We start from the raw sequence: 25269 nt of genomic DNA, 5'->3' as shown, positions 1-25269 counted from the left end.
TGCCAGCGACCCTAGGGACCCGTCGCCGCGCCGACCGCCCGGCGGCCGTCGTCCTGTGGACGCCGGGCGGCGTCCACAGGACGTGCGTCAGCCGCGCGAGTCCTCGGCAGCCTTGACGATCTGCTCCAGCCACGCCTTGCGCGCCGCGATGGCGCCCCGGATCTCGTCGGCGGAGCGCTCGTCCCCGGCCGCCTCGGCGTCGGCGAGCTCGGACTCCATGCCGGAGATCGCCTCCTCGAGCTGGGCGGCCGCGCCCTCCGCGCGCGCCTGCGTCTCGGGGTTCGTCCGGCGCCACTTGTCGTCCTCGGCGTCCCGGATCGCGCTCTCGACCGCCCGGAGGCGACCCTCGACGCGGGACAGGTCCGCCCGCGGCACCTTGCCGGCCTCCTCCCAGCGGTCCTGGATGCCGCGCAGCGCCTCCTTGGCGGCGTTGACGTCCTTGACGGGCACCAGCGCCTCGGCCTCGGCCAGCAGCGCCTCCTTGACCTTGAGGTTCTCGCCGTACTCGGCGTCGATCGCCGCGTTCGCCTCGTCCCGGGCACCGAAGAAGACGTCCTGGGCCGCCCGGAAGCGGGCCCACAGCGCGTCGTCGTCCTTGCGGTGCGCCCGGCCCGCAGCCTTCCAGCGGTTCATCAGGTCGCGGTACTCGCGGGTCGTGGGACCCCACTCGGTGGAGTGCTGGAGCGCCTCGGCCTCCGCCACGATCTGCTCCTTGGCGGCCTTCGCGGAGGCGTTGCGCTGCTCCAGCTCGGCGAAGAAGTGCCGGCGCTCGCGGTCGAACGCGGTGCGCGCCTGGCTGAACCGCTTCCAGAGCGACTCCTCGGTCGGCCGGTCGATGCGGGGGCCGGTGCGCTGCGACTCCTTCCAGCGCTCGAGCAGGTTGCGCAGCTCCTCGCCCGCCGGGCGCCACTGCATCTTCTCCGGGTCGGTCGCCGCGATCTTCTCCGCGGCCTCGACGATCTCGGTCCGGGCCTCGACGGCACGCTCCTTGGCGGCCACCCGCTCGGCCTCCAGGGCCGCGCGACGCTCGCCCGCGCGGGAGCGGACCTGCTCCACCCGCTTCCGCAGGGCGTCCAGGTCGCCGACGGCGGCCGGCTCGGTGGTCTCCTCGGCCAGCTTGGCCAGCGTCTGGTCGATCTCGCGGATCGCCAGGTCGGCGCTGTCCAGGCGGGTCTCGAAGAGGGCGACCTTCGCCACGAGGTCCAGGTAGCGCCGCACGTAGAGCGACAGCGCCTCCTCGGCCGGGACACCCGGGTACTGCCCGACGGGGCGCTCTCCGTCGCCCTCGCGCACGTGCACCGTGCCGTCGTCGTCCACCCGGCCGAAGGCGGCGGCCGCAGCGGTCTCGGCGGCGTCGTGCACCGGGGGGACCGGGGCGGCCGGGGTGGTGGGGGTCGGCGCCGTCCGGGGCGTGGGCCGGTGCAGCGCCGACGGCTTGGGCGCGCCTGCTCCGGGCGGGCCCGGCTTCGGCGCCGAGGGCTTCGGTGCCGACGGCCGGGGGGCCTCGGGCGCGGACGGTGCCGGGTCGGACGGTGCCGGGTCGGACGGTGCGTTCGTCGACCGCTCGGTCCCGGCGCCAGGAGTTTCGGCCTGTGCCTGCTCGGCGGCCTCGACGTTCTCGGGGCCGGCCGAGCCGGGGGTGCTCTCGCTCACTGGGTCTCCACTCCTTCGATGATGACGGGGCTGACCGGGGAGCCGTCACCGGCTCCGTCGGCCGTGCCCGCGTCAGCGACTGCCTGGATCAGGTCCAGGCCGGACGTCACGGTGCCGAACACCGTGTACCCGCCGGCTGCGTCGGACGGGATGGTCGAGTCCTCGTAGACGAGGAAGAACTGCGAGCCCATCGACGCGGCGTCGCCGCCGCGGCGGGCCATGGCCAGGGTGCCGGCCGGGTACACGTCGTCCGCGGGCGCGTTCTCCACCGGGCCGAACGAGTAGCCGGGGCCACCGGTGCCCGTGGCGGTCGGGTCGCCGCACTGCAGGACGTAGATCCCCTGGGTGGTCAGGCGGTGGCACTGGGTGCCGTCGAAGTAGCCCTGGTCGGCCAGCGCGACGAAGCTCGCCACCGCCTGCGGTGCGTCGGCTCCCGCCAGCTCCAGCTCGACGGTCTCGGTGACCCCGTCCACGCACAGGTCGAGCGAGGCCGTCCAGGACCGGTCCTCGGCGACCGATGGGTCGGGCAGCTCACCGCCGTCGCGCGCCTCCGTCGATCCCAGCGGGCACGCCGCGCCGGCCGGGGTCTCCACGCCCGACGCGACGGGGGCGTCCTCGGACGCGGTGAGCCCCGCGACCAGCGCACCGCCGCCGACCAGGCCGAGGATCGCCACGATCGCCACGACGATGCCGATGCGGCGACGGCGCTCCTGCTTGGCGCGTCGGCGCGCGGCGAACTTCGCCTCGCGCTTCCGGGCGTACTCGCGCTCGCGCTTGCTCGGCGCCACCGTCCGTCGGCCTCCTCGGATCCTCGGCGCACGACAACCGTGCGCCTCCGACAGTCTAGGGCTCGCGACCCAGGTCATCCGCACGAACTCCGGCATCCGGGCCCGCGGGCGGTGACGGCCCGCCGTCCGGCACTACGGTGGGCGCCATGGACGTGCATGTCGTGGTCGCCCCCGTGTTCGGCACCAACTGCTGCGTCGTGGTCGCCGACGCCGTCCGCGACGACGGCCGGCGCGACTGCGTCGTCGTCGACGCGGGGGCCGGCACGGCCGACCGCGTGGCACAGCTCGTCGCGGACCGCTCGCTCGTGCCACGGGCCGTGCTGGCCACCCACGGGCACGTCGACCACACCTGGGACGCCGCGGCGCTGTGCGCCCGGTTCGACGTGCCGCTCCGACTGCACGCCGCCGACGCCTACCGGATCGACGACCCGTTCGGCACGATCCTGCGCGGCGGGGACGACGCCGCGGCCACGAGCGTCAGCAGCGCGCTGGCGCAGGCGCTCGGCGACTTCGGCCGCGACCCGCGGGACTACCGGGTCCCGGCGACGGTCGAGCCCTTCGACGGGTCGACCACCGAGATCGTGGCCGGGGACGTCACGCTGCACGCCGTGCACGCCCCCGGGCACACCGAGGGGTCGACCCTCTACCTCGTCGACGGGAGCGACGGCGGACCGGGTGTCGTGCTCAGCGGTGACGTCCTCTTCGCCGGCGGGGTGGGGCGCACCGACCTGCCGGGCGCGGACGTGGACGCGATGCTCGCCACGCTGCGCGACGTCGTCCGCGCCCTCGACCCGGCGCTCGGCGTCGTCCCGGGGCACGGACCCACGACCACGGTGCGCCGGGAGCTGGCGGCCAACCCGTTCCTGCCGGCCTGACGGCAGCGGTGGACGTGGCCCGGGCACCGTCCGGGATCGTGGGAAGATCGTCCCCATGGCTCGCGTCACCCCTCTCTCCGGTTTCCCCGAATGGCTCCCCGACGGTCGCGTGGTGGAGCAGCACGTGCTGGACGTGCTGCGCCGCACCTTCGAGCTGCACGGGTTCGCGGGGATCGAGACCCGCGCGGTGGAGCCGCTCGACCAGCTGCTGCGCAAGGGCGAGACGTCGAAGGAGGTGTACGTCCTGCGCCGCCTCCAGGAGGAGGGCGAGGACACCTCCGCGGACGGTGGACGTGGCGAGAAGCAGCTCGGGCTGCACTTCGACCTGACGGTCCCGTTCGCCCGGTACGTGCTGGAGAACGCGGGACGTCTCGCCTTCCCGTTCAAGCGCTACCAGATCCAGAAGGTCTGGCGTGGTGAACGGCCGCAGGAGGGTCGGTTCCGGGAGTTCGTCCAGGCCGACATCGACGTGGTCGGCGCGGGCGAGCTGCCCTACCACTACGAGGTCGAGGTGCCGCTGGTCATGGCCGAGGCGCTCGGCGCCCTGCGCGAGGTCGGGCTGCCGCCCGTGCGGGTCCTGGTCAACAACCGCAAGGTGGCCGAGGGGTTCTACCGCGGGCTGGGCCTGAGCGACGTCGAGGGCGTGCTGCGCCAGATCGACAAGCTCGACAAGATCGGCGTGGAGAAGGTCGCCGAGCTGCTCGTCGCCGAGCAGGGCGCGACGGCCGAGCAGGCCGCCGCCTGCCTCGACCTGGCGGCGATCCACGGCAGCGACACGACCGTGGTCGACGACGTGCGCAAGCTCGCGGCGCGGTACGACGCCGCCACGGACCTGCTGGAGACCGGCCTGGCCGAGCTCGGCGCGCTGATCGAGGCGGCGGGTGCCCGCGCTCCGGGCGTCGTGGTGGCCGACCTCAAGATCGCCCGCGGCCTCGACTACTACACGGGGTCCGTCTACGAGACCGTGCTGGTCGGCCACGAGCAGCTCGGCTCGATCTGCTCCGGCGGCCGTTACGACACGCTCGCGTCCGACGGCAAGAACACCTACCCCGGCGTCGGGCTGTCCGTGGGGGTCTCCCGGCTCGTCTCGCGGCTGCTCTCCGCCGGACTCATGACCGCCACGCGCGGGGTGCCGACCGCCGTGCTGGTCGCCGTGACCGACGAGGACCACCGTGCGCAGTCCGACGCCGTGGCCGCGGCCCTGCGGGCCCGTGGCATCCCCACCGACGTGGCCCCGTCCGCGGCGAAGTTCGGCAGGCAGATCAAGGTCGCCGACCGTCGCGGGATCCCGTTCGTCTGGTTCCCGGGCGAGGAGCACCAGGTCAAGGACATCCGCTCCGGCGAGCAGGTCGAGGCGGACCCGACGACCTGGGCGCCGCCCGCCGAGGACCTGCACCCCCGGGTCGTCCCGGGGGAGTGAGGCCCCGCCCCTGCGGGTGACCCGCGTCCCTTGACCCGTCGTCGAACGCGTGTTCGACTACGGGGGTGCGATGGGACGGGCAGGCGACGACGGCCGACGACGGGGCGCTGCCCGGTCTGGAGCGGCCGGGGCTGGCCCGGCTCGGCCTCGTGCGCAGCACGCGCACCCCGGAGTTCGCCGGCATCACCTTCCACGAGGTGATGGCCAAGAGTGCGCTGTCCAAGGTGCCGGCCGCCTCGCGCATGCCGTTCCGGTGGACGGTCAACCCTTACCGCGGCTGCTCTCACGCGTGCACCTACTGCGTCTCTCCGTCCACGCTCGTCCTGATGGCGGACGGCACGCAGAAGCCGATCGGCCAGGTGTCGGTCGGTGACCGGATCGTCGGCACGCGCCGCCAGGGGACCTACCGACGGTTCGTCGAGACCACGGTGCTGGCGCGATGGACGTCGGTGAAACCCGCCTACCGGGTGATCCTGCGCGACGGCACCGAGATCGTGGCGAGCGCCGAGCACCGGTTCCTGGCCCGGGGTCGTGGATGGAAGCACGTCGCCGCCGGGCCACCGGGCACGCAGCGCCCGCACCTCACGACGAACGACTCCTTGATGGGGTTCGGTACCGGCCGGCCGGAAGAAGGCACAGGCAGTACCGAGTCGCGCGACTACCGGCGCGGTTATCTCACCGGGATGATCCGCGGCGACGGCATGATCTTCGAGAAGACCTACCCGAGGACATCGCGGGGCGGTGCCCGCGTGTGCATGTTCCGCCTCGCCCTGGCCGACCGGGAGGGTCTCGACCGGACCGCCCGGTACCTGGCCCTCGACGGGATCGTCACGAGACGTCGTCCGTTCGTGACCGCGACGGAGACACGTCGCGCCATGAGCGCACTGCACACCGCGCGGTCGGCGGACGTCGATGCGATCAGAAGGCTGATCGAGTGGCCGGCGGTGCCGAGCGCGGAATGGTCGAGGGGCTTTCTGTCAGGGATCTTCGACGCTGAGGGTTCGTGCTCCCGGGGGATCTTGAGGATCGCCAACAAGGACGAGGCGATCCTGTCCCAGGTGGCCGATTCCCTCCGGCGGTTCGCCCTGGACCACACGCTCGAGCCTCCACGACCGAACGGTGTGGCGCGCGTGCGTGTGCGAGGTGGTCTCGCGGCGCGGGAACGGTTCTTCCGCCTCGTCCGGCCCGCGATCGTCCGCAAGCTCTCCGTGACGGGTATGGCGCTGAAGACCTCGGTGGACCTCGGTGTCGTGATGGTCGAGGCCTGTGGCTTCGACCAGGAGATGGTCGACATCACGACAGGAACAGGCGACTTCGTGGCCAACGGTGTGGTCGCCCACAACTGCTTTGCTCGCCCGACGCACGAGTACCTCGACCTGGACGCGGGGACCGACTTCGACTCCCAGGTCGTGGTGAAGACGAACGTCGACCAGGTGCTGCGCGCCGAGCTGGCCCGGCCCTCCTGGCGGCGCGAGCCGGTCGCGCTGGGCACCAACACCGACCCGTACCAGCGCGCCGAGGGGCGCTACCGGCTCATGCCCGGGATCATCTCGGCGCTCGCTGACTCGCGGACGCCGTTCTCGATCCTCACCAAGGGCACGCTGCTGCGCCGCGACCTGCCGCTGATCGCCGACGCCGCCACGCACGTCGACGTCGGTCTCGGTGTCTCGTTGTCGTTCGTCGACGCCGAGCTCCAGCAGGCCGTCGAACCCGGCACGCCGACGCCGAAGGCGCGGCTGGACCTCGTCCGCACGATCCGTGCCGCGGGCCTGCCGTGCGGTGTCATGGTCGCCCCGGTGCTGCCGTGGCTGACGGACTCCACGGACCACCTCACCCGGCTGCTCGACGCGATCGCCGACGCGGGCGCGACGGGCGTGACGGTCGTCCCGCTGCGGCTCAAGCCCGGCGTGCGGGAGTGGTACCTGCAGTGGCTCGCCCGGGAGCACCCCGACCGGGTGGCGGGCTACCGGCGCGTCTTCGCCCGAGGTGCCGACGTGCACGACGGGTACCGGGACTGGCTCTGGCAGCGGGTGCGGCCCCTGCTCGAGGAGCGGGGGTTCGCGGGGTCCGCGCACCGGGCCGCCTCCGGCGCCACCGGCCGCTACGACGACGACCTGCGCCCCCACGACGACGCCGACTACCCGGCCGGGTCGATGGTCGCCGCTGCGCCCACCGCGCCGGAGGAGCGGTCGGCGACCCTGTTCTGATGGTGACCGCGGCCGTGACCGTGCGCGAGCGTCAGTCGAAGAAGTCGCCCAGGTCGCCGATGTCGTCGAGGATCCCGCCAAGCACCATGCCGCCCAGCACCGCGCCGAAGACGTCCGAGCCGGACCGGCCGCGGGGCAGTCCCATTCCCTGGCCGTAGCCGCCCTGTCCGTGGTGGGCCCGCAGGTCCCGCTGGGCGAGCGTCGCCGCCTCCGCCCCCAGCGAGGCCGCGCGCCGTGCCCGGGTCACGGCCTGCTCCGCGTCGGCGGCGTCCCGGGCCGCCGCGAGCTCGCGCTCCGCCTCGGCCAGCCGGGTCCGCGCGTCCGGACCGACGGGTGCCCGGTAGTCGTCGACGACGCCGCGGGCGGCGGCGATCTGCCGTTCGGCGTCCTGGATCGCGGGGCCGCGGGCCGCCTCGGCACGCCGTGCCTGCGCGGCGCGCTCCTCGTGCTCGCGCACCGCCTCGTCCAACCCCTGGGCGGCCCCGCGCAGGCGCGTCAGCGCACCCACGGGGTCCGACGGCTGGCCCGCGGCAGGGACGGCCGCCAGCGCCGCCTCGAGGGCGCGGACCGCCTCGTCGACGGCCCCGGTGCGCTGCGGGAGGGCGCGCGCCTGCGCCAGCTCGTCGCGGCACTCGGCCACGACCGCGCCGAGCGCGGCCTCGGCACGCAGCACCTCGTGCTCGAAGTCGTCGACGGCCGCCAGCAGGCCCTCGGCGCGGCGCACCGACTCCTCCGCGGCGCGCGCGGTCGTGGCGGCCTCGTCCTTGCGCCCCGCCGCCAGCCGCTTCCGCGCGGCCGTCACGCCGCGCCGCGCGAAGTCGAGCAGCCGCTCGGCCTGCTCGGGGTTGTCCGCCACGGGGCGCAGCGCCTCCTCGGTGTACTGCCCGCGCAGCCGCTCGACGTCCTCGCGGGCCGCGGCCACTCCGTCGCCGAGGGAGTCGGCACGGGTCGCGGTCCGCTCCAGGAGGTCCGGCGTCGCGCGCACCGCGGAGCGACGCTCGGCCAGGGCTCGCTCGATGTCGTCCAGCAGCGTCTCGGCCTCGGTGCATGCCGCGAGGATGCGCCCGGACCAGGTGTGCCGCTCGGCGTCGGTGTCCGGGATCTCGTCGTGCAGCAGCTGGTTGAGGTGGAACGCCTCGCCGAGGTGCGTGCGCGCCCGCTGCAGCGTCGGGCCGAACTCGTCCCGGACGCCGTCGCCCACCTCGGCCACGGCGAAGGAGAGCTCGTCCTCGGCCAGGCGGGCGCGCTCGTCGGTGCGCACGAGCACCTGGCCGGCGTCCTGGGTGCGGCGCCGCAGCTGCTCGTCCTGCCGCCGGCGTCGTTCCGTTCGACGGCGCCTCACCCACCAGACGACGGCCGTGACGACGACGAGGGCCACCACCAGGCCCGTCACCCACCCGATGATCTGCCCTGCTGCCATGCAGGCATCGTAGGGCCACCCGACGGCGCGCCCGACGCACGGGGATGTGTCATGGTGCTGCGATGCCGCGACGAATCTTCCTGCACGTCGGTGCCCCGAAGTCGGGCACGACCTCGCTGCAGTCCCGGCTCCTGCTCAACGAGCGAGCCCTGCGGCGCCACGGCCTGACCTATCCGCTGGGTCCGCTCCGCGACCCCGAGATCCACTACCGGGCGGCCCTGGACGTCACCGGCAAGGACCACGGGCTGGACCCGCGCACGCTGCGGGACGCCTGGCCGAGGCTCCGGCGCGCCGTGCGACGGTCCCGCGGGGACGTCGTCGTGAGCCACGAGATCTTCTCCTCGGCCTCCGAGGAGCAGGCCCGACGCGTCCTCGAGGACCTGAGCGGGACCGGGGACGAGGTGCACGTGGTGGTCACGGCACGTGACCTCGCCCGGGAGCTGGCGAGCGGCTGGCAGGAGATGGTCAAGTTCGGCAGCACGAGGTCCTTCGCGGCGTACATGCGTCGTGCGCGCGAGAACCGCCTGGGGTTCATGGCGTCGTTCGACGTCCCCCGGCTGCTGACGGTGTGGGGTGCGGACCTGCCCGCCGACCGGCTCCACGTGGTGACGGCACCGGCGGCGGGGTCACCGGACGTGCTCTGGCGCAGGTTCCTCGACGCCCTGGGAGTCCCGGCCGACGTCGCACCGCGCGAGGCGGCCCGCGTGAACGAGTCGATCGGCGTCGCGCAGGCCCGGCTGCTCCGGCGGCTGAACCGGGAGCTCGGTGACGACGCCCGACGGGGAGGGGCCGCCTCGCCCCTCATCGAGTCCGTCGTCGTGCCCGGCATGGGCTCGAGACCGGCCGCCCGGATCACGATCGGGCCGCACGACCACCCGTGGGTGGTCGAACGCACCGAGCGCTGGACCCGGTGGCTGCGGGACCGGGGGGTCCGGGTGCACGGTGACCTCGACGACCTGGTGCCCGAGCCGCCCGCGCCCCGCTGGGTCGATCCCGACCGGCGGATGCCTCGCCAGGTCGCCGACGCGGCGGTCGCCACCGTGGCGGACCTGCTCGTCGAGCTGCAGGCCCGGCCGTCGTCGCAGGTGACCCGGGCCCGGCGGGCCCTTCGGCGCCTGCGCGGCTGAACCGGGGGCCGCTCAGCCCTCGTCGGCGAGCCGCGGCGGGAACCCGCCCGTCGCGATCGGGCCCCACCGCTCCACGGTGATCCGGATCACCGACTTGTCCTGCTTCTTCATCGCCTCGCGGTACTCGTCCCAGTCCGGGTGCTCCTTGCCGGCCGCTGCCCGGAAGTACTCCACCAGCGGCTCCAGGGCTTCGGGCATGTCCAGGACCTCCGCCGTGCCGTCCACCTGCACCCAGGCGTCGCCGAAGTCGTCGCTCTGGGCCATGAACGACACCTGCGGGCGCTTGCGCAGGTTGACCGCCTTCGCGCGCTCCGGGTAGGTCGAGACCACGACGCGCCCCGCCGGGTCGACGCCGAAGGCCACCGGGCTGAGCTGCGGACGCCCGTCGTCGCGGGTGGTGACGAGCACCCCGTGGTGACGGGACCGCAGGAACTCGGTCAGCTCCTCGCGACCCACGGTGGTGTTCGTCGCAATCTGGCGGGCCATCGATCTCTCCTCGCAGTCCGGGGCGGTTGCCCCCGTAGGATGTCACGGGCGTCGCGTGCGCCCCACTCCGTCGGCGGACCCGACGGTGAGACTCCCGACATCGTGCGAAAGGAACCTTCCGTGCTCCGCACCCACACGGCCGGCTCGTTGCGAGCCGAGCACATCGGCCAGACCGTCATCCTCACGGGCTGGGTCGATCGCCGCCGTGATCACGGAGGAGTGGCCTTCATCGACCTGCGCGACGCCTCCGGCATCGCCCAGGTCGTCATCCGGGACGAGGAGGTCGCCCACCCGCTGCGCTCCGAGTTCGTGCTGCGCGTCACCGGCGAGGTCTCCCGGCGCCCCGAGGGCAACGCCAACGCGAACCTCGCGACCGGGGACATCGAGGTCATCGCCACCGAGGTCGAGGTGCTCAACACCTCCGAGGCGCTGCCCTTCCAGGTCTCCACCGCGCTCGCGGACACCGAGACGATCGGTGAGGAGGCCCGGCTCAAGCACCGCTACCTGGACCTGCGCCGCCCGGCGCCGGCGCACGCCATGCGGCTGCGGGCCAAGGTCAACGCCGCGGCGCGGCGCGTGCTGGACTCGCACGAGTTCGTCGAGGTCGAGACGCCCACGCTGACCCGCTCCACGCCCGAGGGTGCGCGGGACTTCCTCGTCCCGGCCCGGCTCTCGCCCGGCTCCTGGTACGCGCTGCCGCAGTCGCCGCAGCTGTTCAAGCAGCTCCTCATGGTCGGCGGCCTGGAGCGCTACTACCAGATCGCGCGCTGCTACCGCGACGAGGACTTCCGGGCCGACCGGCAGCCCGAGTTCACCCAGCTCGACGTCGAGATGAGCTTCGTCGAGCAGGACGACGTCATCGCCCTGACCGAGGAGCTGCTCGCCGAGATCTGGCGGCTCGTCGACGTCGAGGTGCCCCGTCCGTTCGAGCGGATCACCTTCGCCGACGCCATGCGCCTGTACGGCACGGACAAGCCCGACCTGCGGTTCGGCAACCCGCTCGTCGAGCTCACCGAGTACTTCGCCGACACCTCGTTCCGGGTGTTCCAGAACGAGTACGTCGGCGCCGTCGTGATGCCCGGCGGGGCCTCGCAGCCGCGCCGCCAGTTCGACGCCTGGCAGGACTGGGCCAAGCAGCGCGGCGCCAAGGGCCTCGCCTACGTCACGTTCGCCGAGGACGGCACGCTCGGCGGCCCGGTCGCCAAGAACCTCTCCGACGCGGAGCGCGCCGGGCTCGCCGAGGCCACCGGTGCGCAGCCCGGTGACGCCGTGTTCTTCGCGGCCGGCCGCACCACCGACTCCCGGGCCCTGCTGGGCGCCGCGCGGGTGGAGATCGCCGAGCGCACCGGCCAGATCGACCACGACGCGTGGTCGTTCGTGTGGGTCGTGGACGCGCCGCTGTTCAAGCCGGCGGGAGAGGCCGCCGACGACGGGGACGTGGCGCTCGGCACGTCGGCGTGGACCGCCCTGCACCACGCCTTCACCTCCCCGAAGCCGGAGTGGCTCGACACGTTCGAGTCCGACCCGGGCAACGCGCTCGCCTACGCCTACGACATCGTCTGCAACGGCAACGAGATCGGTGGCGGGTCCATCCGTATCCATCGCCGGGACGTGCAGGAGCGCATCTTCGAGGTCATGGGCATCGGTCACGAGGAGGCCCAGGAGAAGTTCGGCTTCCTGCTGGACGCCTTCAAGTTCGGCGCCCCGCCGCACGGCGGCATCGCCTTCGGCTGGGACCGGATCGTCGCGCTGCTGACGCAGTCGCCGTCCATCCGCGACGTCATCGCCTTCCCGAAGTCCGGCGGCGGCTACGACCCGCTGACCGACGCACCGGCACCGATCACCGCGGAGCAGCGCCAGGAGGCCGGCGTGGACGCCGAACCCGAGGGCGACGGGGCCTGACGCGCTCCGTCCTGCACGCCGCCGTCAGGCTGGTGCCGGCCACAAGGTCGGCACCAGCACGACGGTGGCCACCACCGTCACGAGCGTCAGGATCCACCCCAGGCGCGCGTAGTCGGTGAACCGGTACCCGCCCGGGCCGTAGACCATCATGTTGGTCTGGTAGCCGATGGGGGACAGGAACGAGGCGGACGCGGCGACGGCGACCGCGATCGCCGCGCCCCGCGGGTCCAGGCCCGCCGAGGCGGCCGTGCTCACCGCGACCGGCAGCATCAGCAGCGCCGCGGCGTTGTTCGTCACGAGCTCGGTCAGCACCACGGTCGCCAGCACGAGGCCGAGCAGCACCCCGTAGGGGGCGTAGTCCCCGAACAATCCCACGAGGCCCTGGGCCACGACGTCGGCCAGGCCCGACGCCTCCATGGCGGCGGCGAGCCCGAAGGCGGACGCGATGACGACGATCACCTCGACGTCGATCGCGCGGCGCGCCTCCAGCGGCGAGAGCACCTTCGAGGCCACCAGCACGATCGCCGCCACCAGCGAACCGTGCAGGATCGGCACCAGGCCGGTGGCGGCGAGCACCACGACCGCGGCCAGCAGGCCGACCGGGATCCAGCTGCGCGACGCCCGTGACGGCGGGTGCCCGTCCAGGCCGGCCACCAGGAGGAAGTCCGCACGGTCGCGCCACCGGTCGCGGAAGTCGGGGTCGCTGACCAGGATCAGGGTGTCGCCCAGGCGGATCCGTTCGGTGCCGAGCCGGCTCTCGACGAGCTGGCCGGAGCGGTGGATCGCCAGCACCGCCGCCTGGTAGGTGGCGCGGAAGCCCACGTCCTTCAGCGTGCGTCCCACCAGCGGCGAGCGGGAGCCGACCACGGCCTCGTAGTAGCGCACCGAGGGCTCGTCCAGATCGAGCACGTGCTCCATCTCGGCCGAGCGCAGCCCGCGCATCTCCTGCAGGTTGACCACGCGGTCGATCGGCCCCACGAAGTGCAGCCGGTTGCCGCCGCGCAGCACGGTCTCGGGACGCACCGGGGCGATGATCGTGTCCCCGCGGTCCACCGACGCCAGGAACAGGCCGGACAGGTCGCGCAGCCGGGCCTGCTCGACGGTGCGACCGTCGACCGGGCCGCCCGGCTCGACGATCATCTCGAACGAGAACCGCCGGCCCTCCTGCTCCATCTCCGCGCGGGCCGACCGGCGGTCGGGCAGCAGCACGGGCGCCAGGGCGACCAGTGCGACGAACCCGACCAGGGCGATCGGCAGCCCGACCTTGCCGATCTCGAAGAACCCGATCGGCTCCAGGCCCAACGTGGACATCTGGCCCGACACGACGAGGTTCGTCGAGGTCCCGATCACGGTGATCAGCCCGCCCAGGACGGCGGCGAACGAGACCGGCATGAGGATCTTGGACACGGCCAGCCGTCGGCGGTTCGCCCACGCGGTCACCTGGGGCACGAGCATCGCCACGATCGGCGTGTTGTTGAGGAACGCCGAGGCCGCCATCGTCGGGGCCAGCGTGCGCACCAGGGGGCGGCGATAGGCGCCGTCCTCGCCCAGGGTGGACTGCATCACCGGGGTCAGCGCCCCGGTCTTCTCGATCCCGGCCGCCAGCACGTACAGGGCCGCCACCGTGATCGGTGCCGCGTTGGAGAACCCGGAGAACGCGTCCTCGGCGGGCACCACCCCGAGGATCATCACGGCCACGGCGCCGGCGAAGACCGTCACGGCGGGGGAGACCCGACCGCGCACGAGCGTCGCCAGCACCGCCAGCACCACGGCGAGCGTCAGCCAAGCGTCCAGCGTCACGGTCGGCCCCTGTCTGTCGTTCCGGCGTCGGGAGGGTGGCGGCCTCCCACGAGGCCGGCGGCCCGGGCATCGCCGCGACAGGTTAGCAGCGGCGCCCGCACGCGACGGCACCCCGCGCCGCCGCACCCGGGACGGCCGTCGAACAGGTGTGCGATCGTCGGCGGCGGCACTTAGGCTCCTTCCCATGGACCTCTTCAACGCCGCGACGACCGGGGAGCACGGCACGCCGGTGGTCGCGCGCAGCGGCGCCGGTGCCCCGCTGGCCGTCCGGATGCGTCCCGCCTCGCTCGACGAGGTGACCGGTCAGGGGCACCTGCTCGTCGCCGGGTCCCCGTTGCGGCGCCTGGTGGAACCCACCGACGACGCCGCGCGCCGGGCCGCGCCCGGCTCGGTGATCCTGTGGGGTCCGCCGGGTGTCGGCAAGACGACGCTGGCCTACCTCGTCGCGACGAGCTCCGGGCGACGGTTCGTCGAGCTCTCCGCCGTCACCGCCGGGGTCAAGGACGTCCGGCAGGTCATCGAGGACGCGCGTCGTCGCCTCGCCACCGGCGGCGAGGAGACGGTGCTGTTCATCGACGAGGTCCACCGCTTCTCCAAGACGCAGCAGGACGCCCTGCTGCCCAGCGTGGAGAACCGGTGGGTCACCCTCGTGGCGGCCACCACCGAGAACCCGTCGTTCTCCGTCAACTCCCCGCTGCTGTCCCGGTCGCTGCTGCTGACCCTGCGGCCGCTCACCGCCGAGGACGTGCGCGGCCTGGTCCGGCGGGCGATCCGGGACGAGCGCGGGCTCGACGGTGCCGTGACGCTGGCCGACGACGCCGAGGAGCAGCTCGTGCGCATGGCCGGCGGCGACGCGCGCAAGGCGCTGACGGTCCTCGAGGCGGCGGCCGGTGCGGCCCTCAGCGACGCCCGCGACGAGGTCGCCCCCGACGAGCCGGTCACCGTCGACCTCGACACGGTCGAGCGCGCCGTCGACGTGGCGGCCGTGCGGTACGACCGTGACGGCGACCAGCACTACGACGTCGTGTCGGCCTTCATCAAGTCGATCCGCGGCTCCGACGTGGACGCCGCGCTGCACTACCTCGCGCGCATGGTCGCGGCAGGGGAGGACCCCCGGTTCATCGCCCGCCGGCTGGTGATCTCGGCCGCCGAGGACGTCGGGATGGCGGACCCCTCCGCTCTGCAGACGGCCGTCGCCGCGGCGCAGGCCGTCCAGCTCGTCGGGATGCCCGAGGGGCGCATCGTCCTCGCCGAGGCCGTGGTCCACCTCGCCACGGCGCCGAAGTCCAACCGCGCGTACGCGGGGATCGGCGCGGCGCTCGCGGACGTCTCGGCGGGTCGCGTCGGGGTGGTCCCCGCCCATCTGCGTGACGCCCACTACGCCGGTGCGGAGAAGCTCGGCCACGGGAAGGGGTACCGCTACGCCCACGACGAGCCGCACGGCGTCGCCGCGCAGCGGTACCTGCCCGACGAGCTGGCGGGGCGCCGGTACTACGAACCCACCGACCGGGGTTTCGAGCGGCAGGTCGGTGAACGGCTGGACCGGATCCGGCAGATCCTCGACGGCGGGTCCTGACCGCCGTCGCGTGACGACGGCGGGGCCGGCACGGGGGCGCGGCGGCGATGGGGTAACATGGACGGGTTGCCCGCGCGGCGACCACCTGGGACCTCGGCCCTGCGAACTCCTCCTGCGACATCGTCACGGTGTCGACGAGGGTTCCGTCGGCTGGTCCCGCACCCGACGCCCTGGTCCACGGACCGCTGCGCCTCGGGTGTGACCTCAGAACCACGACAGGACAGGAAGAACACTGTGACTGCAGTCCGCAAGTCGCGCCGCCAGGTGCGCCTGAGCCGCAAGCTCGGTCTGGCCCTCACCCCGAAGGCCGTCCGCCACTTCGAGAAGCGTCCGTACCCCCCGGGCGAGCACGGCCGTGCCCGCCGCCGCACCGAGTCCGACTACGCGGTGCGTCTGCGCGAGAAGCAGCGTCTGCGCGCCCAGTACGCGCTGCGCGAGAAGCAGCTGCTCAAGGTCTACGAGAACGCCCGCAAGCACCCGGGTCTGACCGGTGAGGTCATGGTCGAGGACCTGGAGACCCGCATCGACGCGCTGGTGCTCCGTGCCGGTTTCGCCCGCACCATCCTGCAGGCGCGCCAGGCCGTGACGCACCGCCACATCATGGTGGACGGCAAGATCGTCGACCGCCCGTCGTTCCGCGTGAAGCCCGGCCAGACCCTCCAGGTCAAGCCGAAGTCGCAGACCACGACGCCGTTCCAGGTCGCCGCCGCCGGTGCGCACCGCGACGTGCTGCCCGAGGTCCCGGGCTACCTGGACGTCAACCTGGAGAAGCTGTCGACGACGCTGACCCGCGCCCCGAAGCGCTCCGAGGTCCCCGTGACCTGCGACGTCCAGATGGTCGTCGAGTACTACGCCCGCTGATCCAGCGCCACCGCGCTCAGCAGGCACGACGCCCCGTCCCCCGATCGGGGACGGGGCGTCGTCGTTTGGATAGGGTGGCGACTCACCCGACCGAGGAGATGAGAGATGACCGTGGGGGACGTGGCGGGACTGATCGCCGCCATCGCATTCGTGCTGCTGGTCGGCCTGCTGGCCGTCCCGCTGGTCAAGCTCGGGCGGACGCTCGACGAGACCTCGCGCAGCATCCGTGAGCTCACGGAGCACTCCGTGCCGATCCTCGACGAGGCCGCGAGCACCGTGTCCTCGACGAACGACCAGCTCGTCAAGGTCGACGTCATCACGACGTCCGCCGCCCAGGTGAGCGAGAACGTCTCGGCCCTGGCCGGTCTGTACGCCTCGACGCTGGGTCGCCCCCTGGTCAAGGTCGCCGCGTTCTCCTACGGCGTGCGCCAGGGCCTGGGCAAGGCCTGGCGGTCGTCGACCGGGAACGGGGCGTCGCGATGACGCGGCGGCTGTTCTGGGTGGGCGTGGGCGTGACGATCACGGTCGTCGTGATCCAGCGTGGTCGGCGGCTGGTGGCCCGCTACACCCCCGAGGCCGTCGCCGCACGTGCCGAGGACCTCGGACGTGACGTCTCGCGCCGCACCGGGACCTTCCTGGAGACGTTCCGGCACGAGTTCTCCGTGGCCCGCGAGTCCCGCGAGGACGAGCTCGTCGCGGCGCTGCTCGCCGAGGGCCAGCCGCACCCGGACGACGTCGACGTCCGGGCCCGCCGCGGCCGGCACGCCGCCGTCGACCCGGAGGCCGCCACGCGCGCCGACGAGGACGAGCTGGGCTACTCGTTCTGAGCCCGCCGCCGGCACCGCTCCGGCGCGGGACAATGGCCCCAGGGCCACCAGGCAACGACTCTGACGAAGGACACCATGCGCACCGCCGACATCCGCCAGCGTTGGCTGGACTACTTCCGCTCGAAGGACCACGAGATCGTCCCGAGCGTCCCGCTGGTCTCGCCGGACCCGTCGATCCTCTTCACGATCGCCGGCATGGTGCCGTTCATCCCGTACATCCTCGGCACCGAGAAGGCGCCCTGGCCCCGGGCCGCCAGCGTGCAGAAGTGCATCCGCACCAACGACATCGAGAACGTCGGGCGCACGACGCGGCACGGCACGTTCTTCCAGATGAACGGCAACTTCTCGTTCGGCGACTACTTCAAGCGCGAGGCCATCGACTTCGCGTGGGAGCTGCTGACGACCGAGCAGAGCGCCGGTGGCTACGGCTTCGACGGCGACCGCATGTGGGTCACCATCTGGGAGCAGGACACCGAGGCCTACGACGCCCTGACGAAGGGCATCGGCCTGGACCCGAAGCACGTCGTGCGGCTGCCGCGCGAGGAGAACTTCTGGGACACGGGCCAGCCCGGGCCGGCCGGCCCCTGCGCCGAGTGGCACTACGACCGTGGTCCGGCCTACGGACCCGAGGCCGAGGGCGGGACGGTGGACCCGGGCGGCGATCGGTACCTGGAGATCTGGAACCTCGTCTTCGACGAGTTCGTCCGCGGTGAGGGACAGGGCAAGAGCTACCCGCTGCTGGGCGAGCTCGACCACAAGAGCATCGACACCGGCGCCGGCCTCGAGCGCATCGCCTACCTCCTCCAGGGCAAGGAGAACCTCTACGAGATCGACGAGGTCTACCCCGTCATCGCCACCGTCGAGGAGATGACCGGCAAGCGCTACGGCGCGAACCTCGAGGACGACGTGCGCATGCGCGTCGTCGCGGACCACGTGCGCTCGGCGCTGATGGTCATCGGCGACGGCGTCCGCCCCGCCAACGAGGGTCGCGGCTACGTGCTGCGGCGGCTCATCCGCCGCGCGGTGCGCGCGGTGCGCCTGCTCGGCGTCGACGAGCAGGCACTGCCCGCCCTGCTGCCGGTCTCCAAGGACGCGATGAAGGCGTCCTACCCCGAGCTCGAGACGGACTTCGGGCGCATCGCCGACGTCGCCTACGGCGAGGAGGACGCCTTCCGGCGCACGCTCGCCTCCGGCACGACGATCCTGGACACCGCGGTGCAGCGTGCCAAGACGACCGCCGACGGCGGTCCGGTCGTCCTCGGCGGGGCCGAGGCCTTCCAGCTGCACGACACCTACGGGTTCCCGATCGACCTGACCCTCGAGATGGCCGCCGAGCAGGGCGTCCGGGTCGACGAGAAGGCGTTCCGCGACCTCATGGCGGAGCAGAAGCAGCGGGCGCGCGCCGACGCGCTGGCGAAGAAGACCGGCCACGGGGACCTGCGGGCCTACGAGGAGCTGTCCAAGAAGCTCTCGGCCCCCGTCGAGTTCCTTGGGTACTCCGACCACCAGGCCTCGGTGCACGTCGAGGGGCTTCTCGTGGACGGCGCGTCCGCGCCGGCCGCCACGGCCCCCGCGGAGGTCGAGGTCGTCCTGGACCGGACGCCGTTCTACGCCGAGGCCGGTGGCCAGCTCGCGGACCAGGGCACCATCACGCTGGACTCCGGCGCCACGATCGAGGTCGACGACGTGCAGCGTCCCGTGGCGGGGCTGTCCGTGCACCGCGGCCGTCTGGTGGAGGGCACCGTGGCGCTCGGCGACCCCGGGACCGCCACGATCGACGCCGGTCGGCGCGTGGCCATCAGTCGGGCGCACTCGGCGACGCACATGATCCACAAGGCGCTGCACGAGATGGTCGGCGAGGACCGCACCCAGGCCGGGTCGGAGAACGCGCCGAGCCGGGTCCGGTTCGACTTCCGCTCGCCCACGGCCGTCTCGGCCGCCCAGCTCAGCGAGATCGAGGAGCGGGTCAACGAGCGCCTCACGGAGAACCTCGAGGTCACCGACGCCGTCATGCCGCTGTCCCGGGCCAAGGAGCTGGGCGCGATGGCGCTGTTCGGGGAGAAGTACGGCGAGAACGTCCGGGTCGTCTCCATCGGCGGCGAGTGGTCGCGCGAGCTGTGCGGCGGCACGCACGTCGGCGCGACCGGCGAGGTCGGTCGGGTGGCGCTGCTCGGGGAGTCGTCCATCGGCTCGGGGGTGCGCCGTGTGGACGCGCTGGTCGGCGCCGGCGCCTACGGCTTCCACGCCAAGGAGCACGCGCTGGTCGGTCAGCTGACCGGCATGCTCAACGCGCGGCCCGAGGAGCTGACCGACCGGGTGGGTTCGCTCATGAGCCGCCTGCGGGACACCGAGAAGGAGCTCGCCACCCTGCGTCAGGGACAGCTGCTGGCGCAGGCCGCGACGCTGGCCGCCGAGGCGTCCCGCGAAGGCGACGTGCGGGTCGTCGCGCACGACGCCGGGGAGGTCGGCTCCGCGGACGACCTGCGCACGCTCGCGCTGGACGTCCGGGGCCGGCTCGGCGAGTCGGACGCCGCCGTCGTCGCGGTCGCCGGGGAGTCGAACGGTCGTCCGCTCGTCGTCGTCGCCACCAACGCGGCGGCGCGGGACGCCGGCCTGCGGGCCGGGGACTTCGTCAAGACCGCTGCCCGGACCCTCGGCGGCGGGGGCGGCGGCAAGCCGGACCTCGCCCAGGGCGGCGGCTCCGACGTCGGGGCGGTCCCGGCGGCGCTCGACGGCGTCCGGGCCCAGGTGCGCGAGGCCGCCGGTGCTTGACGCGCTGCCGCGTGGTGCCCGGCTCGGCGTCGACGTCGGCAGGGCCCGGATCGGCCTGGCGGGGTCCGACCCGGACGGGCTGGTCGCCACGCCGGTCGAGACCGTGGGCCGCGTGCTGTCCGTGCCGACCGGCACGGACGGTGCGCCGGGGCCGACGGCGGACGTCGCGCGGATCGCTGCGGAGGTCGCCGAGCGGTCGGCCGCCGTGGTCTACGTCGGCCTGCCCCGGCACCTGTCGGGGAACGAGGGGGCCGCGACCACGGACGCCCGGGAGTTCGCGGGCCGACTGGCCGCCGCGGTCGATCCGGTGCCGGTCCGCTTGGTGGACGAACGGATGACGACGGTGACGGCCCATGCCCAGCTCCGGGCCGCGGGCAAGAAGACGGCCAAGCACCGCCCTGTCATCGACCAAGCCGCAGCCGTTATCATTCTGCAACACGCACTCGAGGCGGAGCGGACCACGGGGGACCGGGTCGGCGAGCTGGTCGAGGTGGCGTGAGAGCATGTCCAGTGACCGTTCCATGAGAAGGATGTTTCCGGCGTGACGGATCTCTTCGAGACCACCACCGTCCAGCGGCACGCCTCGCCGTCGCGGGGACGCTCAGCGGCGAGCAAGCGCGCGGCGCGCAAGCGCAGGCGCCAGCGGCAGCGTCGCACGGCCGTCATCCTCGTGGTGCTGCTCGGCGTCCTCGGCGTCGGCGGCTACTTCCTCGTCGACCGGCTCGGCAGTTCGCTGTCGGGGTTCGACCTGTTCGACTCGGCGCCCGAGGACTACGCCGGACCCGGTGTCGACCCGGTGCAGGTCAAGATCCCCGAGGGCGCCACGGGCGCGATGATGGGGTCGGCGCTCGTGGAGGCCGACGTGGTCGCCAGCGTGGGCGCGTTCAACGCGGCGTTCGACGCCACGCCGGGTGCGTCCGGCATCCAGCCGGGCACCTACGAGCTGTACACCCAGATGCGTGCCGCCGACGCGGTCGAGGCGCTGGTCGCGAACGAGAAGGTCGAGACCAACGTGACCATCCCCGAGGGGTTCACGGTCGAGCAGGTCGTCGACAAGATCGCCTCCGTCACGCCCATCACGCAGGACGAGTTGTCCGCGGCCCTGGACTCGCCCAAGAAGATCGGGCTGCCCGGCGAGGCCGACGGCGACGCCGAGGGCTGGCTGTTCCCCAAGACCTACGCCGTCCAGCCGGGGGACACGGCCGTCGACCTGCTGTCGACGATGATCGACCAGACCAAGGCCGAGCTCGACTCGCTGGGCGTGGCCAAGGACGACCGGCAGAACGTGCTCATCAAGGCGTCGCTCGTCGAGCGTGAGGCCCGGGCCGACGAGGACCGTCCGAAGATGGCTCGGGCCATCGAGAATCGTCTGGACATCGGCCAGCGTCTGCAGATCGATGCGGCGGTCGCCTACGGTCTCGGGATCCCCGGCACCGAGCTGACCCGGGACGACACCAACGATCCGAGCAACCCGTACAACACGTACCAGCACGCCGGGCTGCCGCCGGGGCCCATCGCGAACCCCGGAGCCGCCTCGGTCGAGGCCGTCGCGAACCCGCCGGAGGGTGACTGGATCTTCTGGGTCGCGGTCAATCTCGACACGGGCGAGACCAAGTTCGCCGAGACGTTCGAGGAGCACCAGCAGAACGTCGCGGAGCTGCGCGCCTGGGAAGCGGAGAACGGCTACTGATGGCAGCGGTGAGGCGCGCGGCCGTCGTGGGACACCCGGTCGCGCACTCGCTGTCGCCGACCCTGCACACGGCGGCGTACGAGGCGCTCGGTCTCGAGGGATGGCAGTACTCCGCGATCGACACGACCGTGGAGCAGCTGTCCGGGGTCGTGCGCGGTCTGGACCTGGCCTGGGCGGGGCTGAGCGTCACCATGCCGCTCAAGCACGCGGTGATGAAGCTGGTCGACCACGTCGACCCGCTGGCGCAGGTGGTCGGTGCCGTCAACACGGTGCTGGTCGCTCCGGCACGGGCCGGTGTGTCCCTCACCGGGACCAACACCGACGTGCACGGGCTGGTGCAGGCGGTCCGTGAGGGACTGACCGAGCGGCACGGCACCCGCGACGTGACGGTGCGCGATGCCGTCGTGCTCGGCGGGGGAGCGACCGCCGCGTCCACGCTGGCCGCCCTCGGCGAGCTGGGGTGCACGGCACCGCTGGTGCTCGTGCGTGACCTCGGGCGGACCGGGCCGTTGCAGGAGGCCGCCGCACGGATGGGCGTGACGCCGCGGTACGAGGTGCTCGACACCGCAACGGCCCCCGACGTGCTCGCCGACGCCGACGTCGTGGTCTCGACCATGCCGGCCCGTGCCGCGGACCCGGTCGCCGCGTCGCTGCGGACACGGGGGACACGCGTTCACGGCGTGCTGCTGGACGTCGTCTACGACCCGCGCCCGACCGCCGTGTCCCAGGCGTGGGCGGCGACCGGCGGGACCGTCGTCGGCGGGGAGCGGATGCTGCTGCACCAGGCGGTGGAGCAGGTCCGGCTGATGACCGGTCGTCCCGGGCCCGTCGACGCCATGGACGCCGCGCTGCAGCGAGCGCTCGGAGCCCCGACGGGCTGAGCACGACCGCCCGGGGGTGACGTCCGCCATCCGACCGTCGACGTCGGTCGCCCCGCGGGCGTGACAGAATCGCGAGCATGCTGCGCTGGTTGACCTCCGGGGAGTCGCACGGTCAGGCCCTGGTGGGCCTGATGGACGGACTGCCCGCCGGGGTGGAGATCCTCACCTCCGACATCCAGGACGCCCTCGCCCGGCGCCGCCTCGGCTACGGCCGCGGCGCCCGGATGAAGTTCGAGAAGGACGAGGTCCGCGTCCTGGGCGGGTTGCGCCACGGCGTGACCCAGGGCGGTCCGCTGTCGATCGAGATCGCGAACACCGAGTGGCCCAAGTGGGTCGACGTGATGTCCGCCGACCCCGTGCCGCGCGAGGCGCTGCTGCGCGACGCCGGCACCGGCGACGAGCGCGAGATCGCCCGCAACCGGCCGCTGACCCGCCCGCGCCCCGGCCACGCGGACCTGGTGGGCATGCGCAAGTACGGGTTCGACGACGCCCGGCCGGTCCTGGAACGGGCCAGCGCCCGGGAGACCGCGACGCGGGTCGCGCTGGGCACCGCCGCGGCCAAGTTCCTCGAGCAGGCGCTCGGCGTGCGGCTGGTCAGCCACGTGACCGCCATCGGGACCGTCGAGGTCCCCGAGGACGCCGACCTGCCCACGCCCGACGACGTCGCCGCGCTGGACGCCGACCCGGTGCGCTGCTTCCACGGCCCCACGAGCGAGGCGATGGTCGCGGAGATCGACGCCTGCCGCAAGGACGGCGACACCCTCGGCGGCGTCGTCGAGGTGCTCGCCTACGACGTCCCGACCGGCCTGGGCACCTACACCCACTCCGACCGCCGCCTCGACGCCCGCCTCGCCGCCGCCCTCATGGGGATCCAGGCGATCAAGGGCGTGGGCGTGGGCGACGGCTTCCGCACGGCCCGCCGGCGCGGGTCGGCGGCGCACGACGAGATCGAGCGGGACGCCGACGGCCGGATCGTGCGCCGGTCCAACCGGGCCGGCGGTATCGAGGGCGGCATGACCAACGGCGAGGTGCTGCGGGTCTCGGCCGCGATGAAGCCCATCTCCACCGTGCCCCGCGCCCTGGCGACCGTCGACGTCGCCACCGGCGAGGAGGTCACCGCCCACCACCAGCGATCTGACGTGTGCGCGGTGCCGCCGGCCGCCGTCGTGGCCGAGGCGATGGTCGCCCTGGAACTCGCGCAGGTCGCCCTGGAGAAGTTCGGCGGCGACTCGGTCGCCGAGGTGCGGCGCAACGCCGAGGCCTACCTGGCGTCGATCCCCGAGCTGCTGCGATGACGGCGACGCGACCGCGGGTGGTGCTCACGGGCCCGCCCGGCAGCGGCAAGACCACGGTCGGCAGGATCCTCGCCGAGCGCCTGGGCGTCGCGTTCCGGGACACCGACGCCGACGTCGAGCGCACGGCCGGCAAGGCGGTGGCCGACATCTTCGTCGACGACGGCGAGCCCCGGTTCCGCGAGCTCGAGCGCGAGGCCGTCACCACGGCCCTCGCCACCCACGACGGCGTCCTGGCCCTGGGCGGCGGTGCCGTCATGGACGCGCACACCCAGAGCGCCCTGACGGGCTACGCGGCCGACGGGGGGACCGTCGTGTTCCTGGACGTCTCCCTGGCGCAGGCGGCCCCGCGGGTCGGGTTCAACCGGTCGCGCCCGCTGCTGGTGGGCAACCCGCGCGGCCGCTGGGCCGAGCTGATGCAGGCGCGCCGCCCCACCTACGAACGACTGGCGACCACGGTGGTGGTGTCCGACGAGCGCACCGCCGCGCAGGTCGCCGACGAGATCCTTCAGGAGGTCCGCTCATGACGGTCCGCGTGACCGTGCCCGGTGACAAGCCCTATGACGTCGTCGTGGGCCGCCACCTGCTCGGGGAGATCCCGACCCTGCTCGGGGAGGGGGTGCGCCGGGTCCTGGTGATGCACCCGGCCTCGCTGCAGGCCACCGGGGACGCCGTGCGCGAGGACCTCGCCGCGCAGGGGTACGAGGCGTTCGCCGCCGAGCTCCCCGACGCCGAGGAGCAGAAGACGGCGCAGGTCGCGGCCTTCTGCTGGCAGGTCATGGGCCAGGCCGACTTCACCCGCTCGGACGCGATCGTCGCGGTCGGCGGCGGCGCGACGACGGACCTGGCCGGGTTCGTCGCGGCCACCTGGCTGCGCGGCATCCGGGTCGTGCACGTGCCGACCACGCTGCTCGCCATGGTCGACGCGGCCGTCGGGGGCAAGACGGGCATCAACACCGCCGAGGGCAAGAACCTCGTCGGCGCGTTCCACCCGCCGGCCGGCGTGCTGTGCGACCTGGCCGCGCTGGAGTCGCTGGAGCGGTGGGACCTCGTGGCGGGTATGGCCGAGGTGGTCAAGACCGGGTTCATCGCCGACGAGCGGATCCTGGAGCTGGTCGAGGAGCACGCCGACGCGATCCGCGAGTGGGAGGGACCGAACACCTCCGAGGAGACGTGGGACGTCCTGACCGAGCTCATCGAGCGGTCGGTGCGCGTCAAGGCGCGCGTCGTGGGGGAGGACCTCACCGAGCAGGGCCTGCGCGAGATCCTCAACTACGGGCACACCCTGGGCCACGCGATCGAGCTGGTCGAGCGGTACCAGCTGCGGCACGGCGCGGCCGTCGCCGTGGGCATGGTCTTCGCCGCCGAGCTGGGACGCCTCGGCGGCAAGCTCGACGACGCCGTCGTCGACCGGCACCGGGAGATCCTCACGGCCCTCGGGCTGCCGACGACGTACCGCGGGGACCGCTGGGACCAGCTCCTGGCCGCCATGCGCCGCGACAAGAAGACGCGCGGCGACCTGCTGCGCTTCGTCGTGCTCGACGACGTCGCCAAGCCGGTGCGGCTCGAGGGGCCCGACCCGACGGTCCTCGCGGCCGCCTACGCCGAGATCTCCAAGGAACCGCCGTCGGGCAACCCGGGGGTCACCGTCCAGCTCGGCGCCTGACCCCCGCCCGTTGTGGGCATGAAAAA

The 25269-nt window shown here is 73.4% G+C and carries 21 protein-coding genes; 16 read left to right on the top strand and 5 right to left on the bottom strand.

The window, feature by feature from the left end; genetic code table 11:
• Positions 1–87: 87 nt before the first annotated feature.
• The gene (locus tag Q6350_RS09635) at positions 88–1653 is read right to left on the bottom strand and encodes a DUF349 domain-containing protein (protein ID WP_171248216.1); all 1566 of its coding nucleotides are present in this window, start codon (positions 1651–1653) and stop codon (positions 88–90) included.
• Positions 1650–2441, bottom strand: a complete 792-nt coding sequence (locus tag Q6350_RS09630) for a peptidylprolyl isomerase (RefSeq protein WP_304604084.1) — start codon at positions 2439–2441, stop codon at positions 1650–1652. The genes Q6350_RS09635 and Q6350_RS09630 overlap by 4 nt, the downstream gene beginning before the upstream one ends.
• 146 nt (positions 2442–2587) lie before the next feature.
• Between Q6350_RS09630 and Q6350_RS09625 the strand changes: the two genes are divergently transcribed.
• From Q6350_RS09625 to Q6350_RS09615, 3 genes are all read left to right on the top strand, one after another.
• Complete coding sequence (locus tag Q6350_RS09625; protein ID WP_304604083.1) at positions 2588–3316, top strand: MBL fold metallo-hydrolase; 729 nt, start codon at positions 2588–2590, stop codon at positions 3314–3316.
• 55 nt (positions 3317–3371) lie between these two features.
• Positions 3372–4736, top strand: a complete 1365-nt coding sequence (gene hisS / locus Q6350_RS09620) for a histidine--tRNA ligase (RefSeq protein WP_304604082.1) — start codon at positions 3372–3374, stop codon at positions 4734–4736.
• Between the two features lie 65 nt (positions 4737–4801).
• Positions 4802–6943: an intein-containing Rv2578c family radical SAM protein gene (locus Q6350_RS09615; RefSeq protein ID WP_370375386.1), complete on the top strand. Its 2142-nt coding sequence runs from the start codon at positions 4802–4804 to the stop codon at positions 6941–6943.
• Between the two features lie 31 nt (positions 6944–6974).
• On the opposite strand, the gene Q6350_RS09610 is transcribed toward Q6350_RS09615, so the two are convergent.
• Positions 6975–8363 carry a hypothetical protein gene (locus tag Q6350_RS09610; protein ID WP_304604081.1) on the bottom strand — a complete coding sequence of 463 codons (1389 nt, stop codon included), beginning with the start codon at positions 8361–8363 and terminating at the stop codon, positions 6975–6977.
• 62 nt (positions 8364–8425) lie between these two features.
• On the opposite strand from Q6350_RS09610, the gene Q6350_RS09605 reads away from it, so the two are divergent.
• On the top strand, positions 8426–9490 hold the full coding sequence (locus Q6350_RS09605) for a hypothetical protein (protein ID WP_305066017.1): 1065 nt from the start codon (positions 8426–8428) through the stop codon (positions 9488–9490).
• A 12-nt stretch (positions 9491–9502) separates the two neighbouring features.
• On the opposite strand, the gene Q6350_RS09600 is transcribed toward Q6350_RS09605, so the two are convergent.
• Positions 9503–9976 carry a PPOX class F420-dependent oxidoreductase gene (locus Q6350_RS09600; RefSeq protein ID WP_304604079.1) on the bottom strand — a complete coding sequence of 158 codons (474 nt, stop codon included), beginning with the start codon at positions 9974–9976 and terminating at the stop codon, positions 9503–9505.
• Between the two features lie 120 nt (positions 9977–10096).
• On the opposite strand from Q6350_RS09600, the gene aspS reads away from it, so the two are divergent.
• Entirely contained in the window at positions 10097–11878 is a 1782-nt protein-coding gene (aspS, locus tag Q6350_RS09595) for an aspartate--tRNA ligase (RefSeq protein ID WP_304607107.1), read from the top strand.
• A gap of 24 nt (positions 11879–11902) precedes the next feature.
• Here aspS and Q6350_RS09590 read toward each other — a convergent pair whose 3' ends face one another.
• The gene (locus tag Q6350_RS09590; RefSeq protein WP_305066016.1) at positions 11903–13678 is read right to left on the bottom strand and encodes an SLC13 family permease; all 1776 of its coding nucleotides are present in this window, start codon (positions 13676–13678) and stop codon (positions 11903–11905) included.
• Positions 13679–13862: 184 nt separating this feature from the next.
• Between Q6350_RS09590 and Q6350_RS09585 the strand changes: the two genes are divergently transcribed.
• The 11 genes from Q6350_RS09585 (at position 13863) to aroB (ending at position 25243) form a co-directional block, all read left to right on the top strand.
• The gene (locus tag Q6350_RS09585) at positions 13863–15254 is read left to right on the top strand and encodes a replication-associated recombination protein A (protein ID WP_305066015.1); all 1392 of its coding nucleotides are present in this window, start codon (positions 13863–13865) and stop codon (positions 15252–15254) included.
• Between the two features lie 234 nt (positions 15255–15488).
• Complete coding sequence (gene rpsD, locus Q6350_RS09580) at positions 15489–16115, top strand: 30S ribosomal protein S4 (RefSeq protein ID WP_171248227.1); 627 nt, start codon at positions 15489–15491, stop codon at positions 16113–16115.
• A gap of 105 nt (positions 16116–16220) precedes the next feature.
• Positions 16221–16598, top strand: a complete 378-nt coding sequence (locus Q6350_RS09575; protein WP_171248228.1) for a DUF948 domain-containing protein — start codon at positions 16221–16223, stop codon at positions 16596–16598.
• Positions 16595–16942: a hypothetical protein gene (locus Q6350_RS09570; protein ID WP_304604076.1), complete on the top strand. Its 348-nt coding sequence runs from the start codon at positions 16595–16597 to the stop codon at positions 16940–16942. Before Q6350_RS09575 ends, Q6350_RS09570 begins: the two co-directional genes overlap by 4 nt.
• Before the next feature lie 75 nt (positions 16943–17017).
• A complete protein-coding gene (gene alaS, locus Q6350_RS09565) occupies positions 17018–19714 on the top strand; it encodes an alanine--tRNA ligase (RefSeq protein WP_305066013.1) in 2697 nt (898 codons plus the stop codon).
• Complete coding sequence (gene ruvX, locus Q6350_RS09560; RefSeq protein WP_304604074.1) at positions 19707–20213, top strand: Holliday junction resolvase RuvX; 507 nt, start codon at positions 19707–19709, stop codon at positions 20211–20213. Before alaS ends, ruvX begins: the two co-directional genes overlap by 8 nt.
• Positions 20214–20255: 42 nt before the next feature.
• Positions 20256–21404, top strand: a complete 1149-nt coding sequence (gene mltG, locus Q6350_RS09555) for an endolytic transglycosylase MltG (protein WP_304604073.1) — start codon at positions 20256–20258, stop codon at positions 21402–21404.
• On the top strand, positions 21404–22285 hold the full coding sequence (locus tag Q6350_RS09550; RefSeq protein ID WP_304604072.1) for a shikimate dehydrogenase: 882 nt from the start codon (positions 21404–21406) through the stop codon (positions 22283–22285). The genes mltG and Q6350_RS09550 overlap by 1 nt, the downstream gene beginning before the upstream one ends.
• 77 nt (positions 22286–22362) lie before the next feature.
• Complete coding sequence (aroC, locus tag Q6350_RS09545; protein WP_171248234.1) at positions 22363–23580, top strand: chorismate synthase; 1218 nt, start codon at positions 22363–22365, stop codon at positions 23578–23580.
• Positions 23577–24104 carry a shikimate kinase gene (locus Q6350_RS09540; protein ID WP_304604070.1) on the top strand — a complete coding sequence of 176 codons (528 nt, stop codon included), beginning with the start codon at positions 23577–23579 and terminating at the stop codon, positions 24102–24104. The genes aroC and Q6350_RS09540 overlap by 4 nt, the downstream gene beginning before the upstream one ends.
• Positions 24101–25243 (top strand): 3-dehydroquinate synthase, encoded by a 1143-nt coding sequence (gene aroB / locus Q6350_RS09535; RefSeq protein WP_304607111.1) that lies wholly within the window; start codon positions 24101–24103, stop codon positions 25241–25243. The genes Q6350_RS09540 and aroB overlap by 4 nt, the downstream gene beginning before the upstream one ends.
• Positions 25244–25269 lie beyond the last annotated feature (26 nt).

The sequence above is a fragment of the Isoptericola sp. b515 genome, from assembly GCF_030588125.1.
In the GTDB taxonomy this organism is placed as follows: domain Bacteria; phylum Actinomycetota; class Actinomycetes; order Actinomycetales; family Cellulomonadaceae; genus Isoptericola; species Isoptericola sediminis.
The sequence above is the reverse complement of the archived record's forward strand: the minus strand, read 5'-3'. Positions and strand labels throughout refer to the sequence as shown.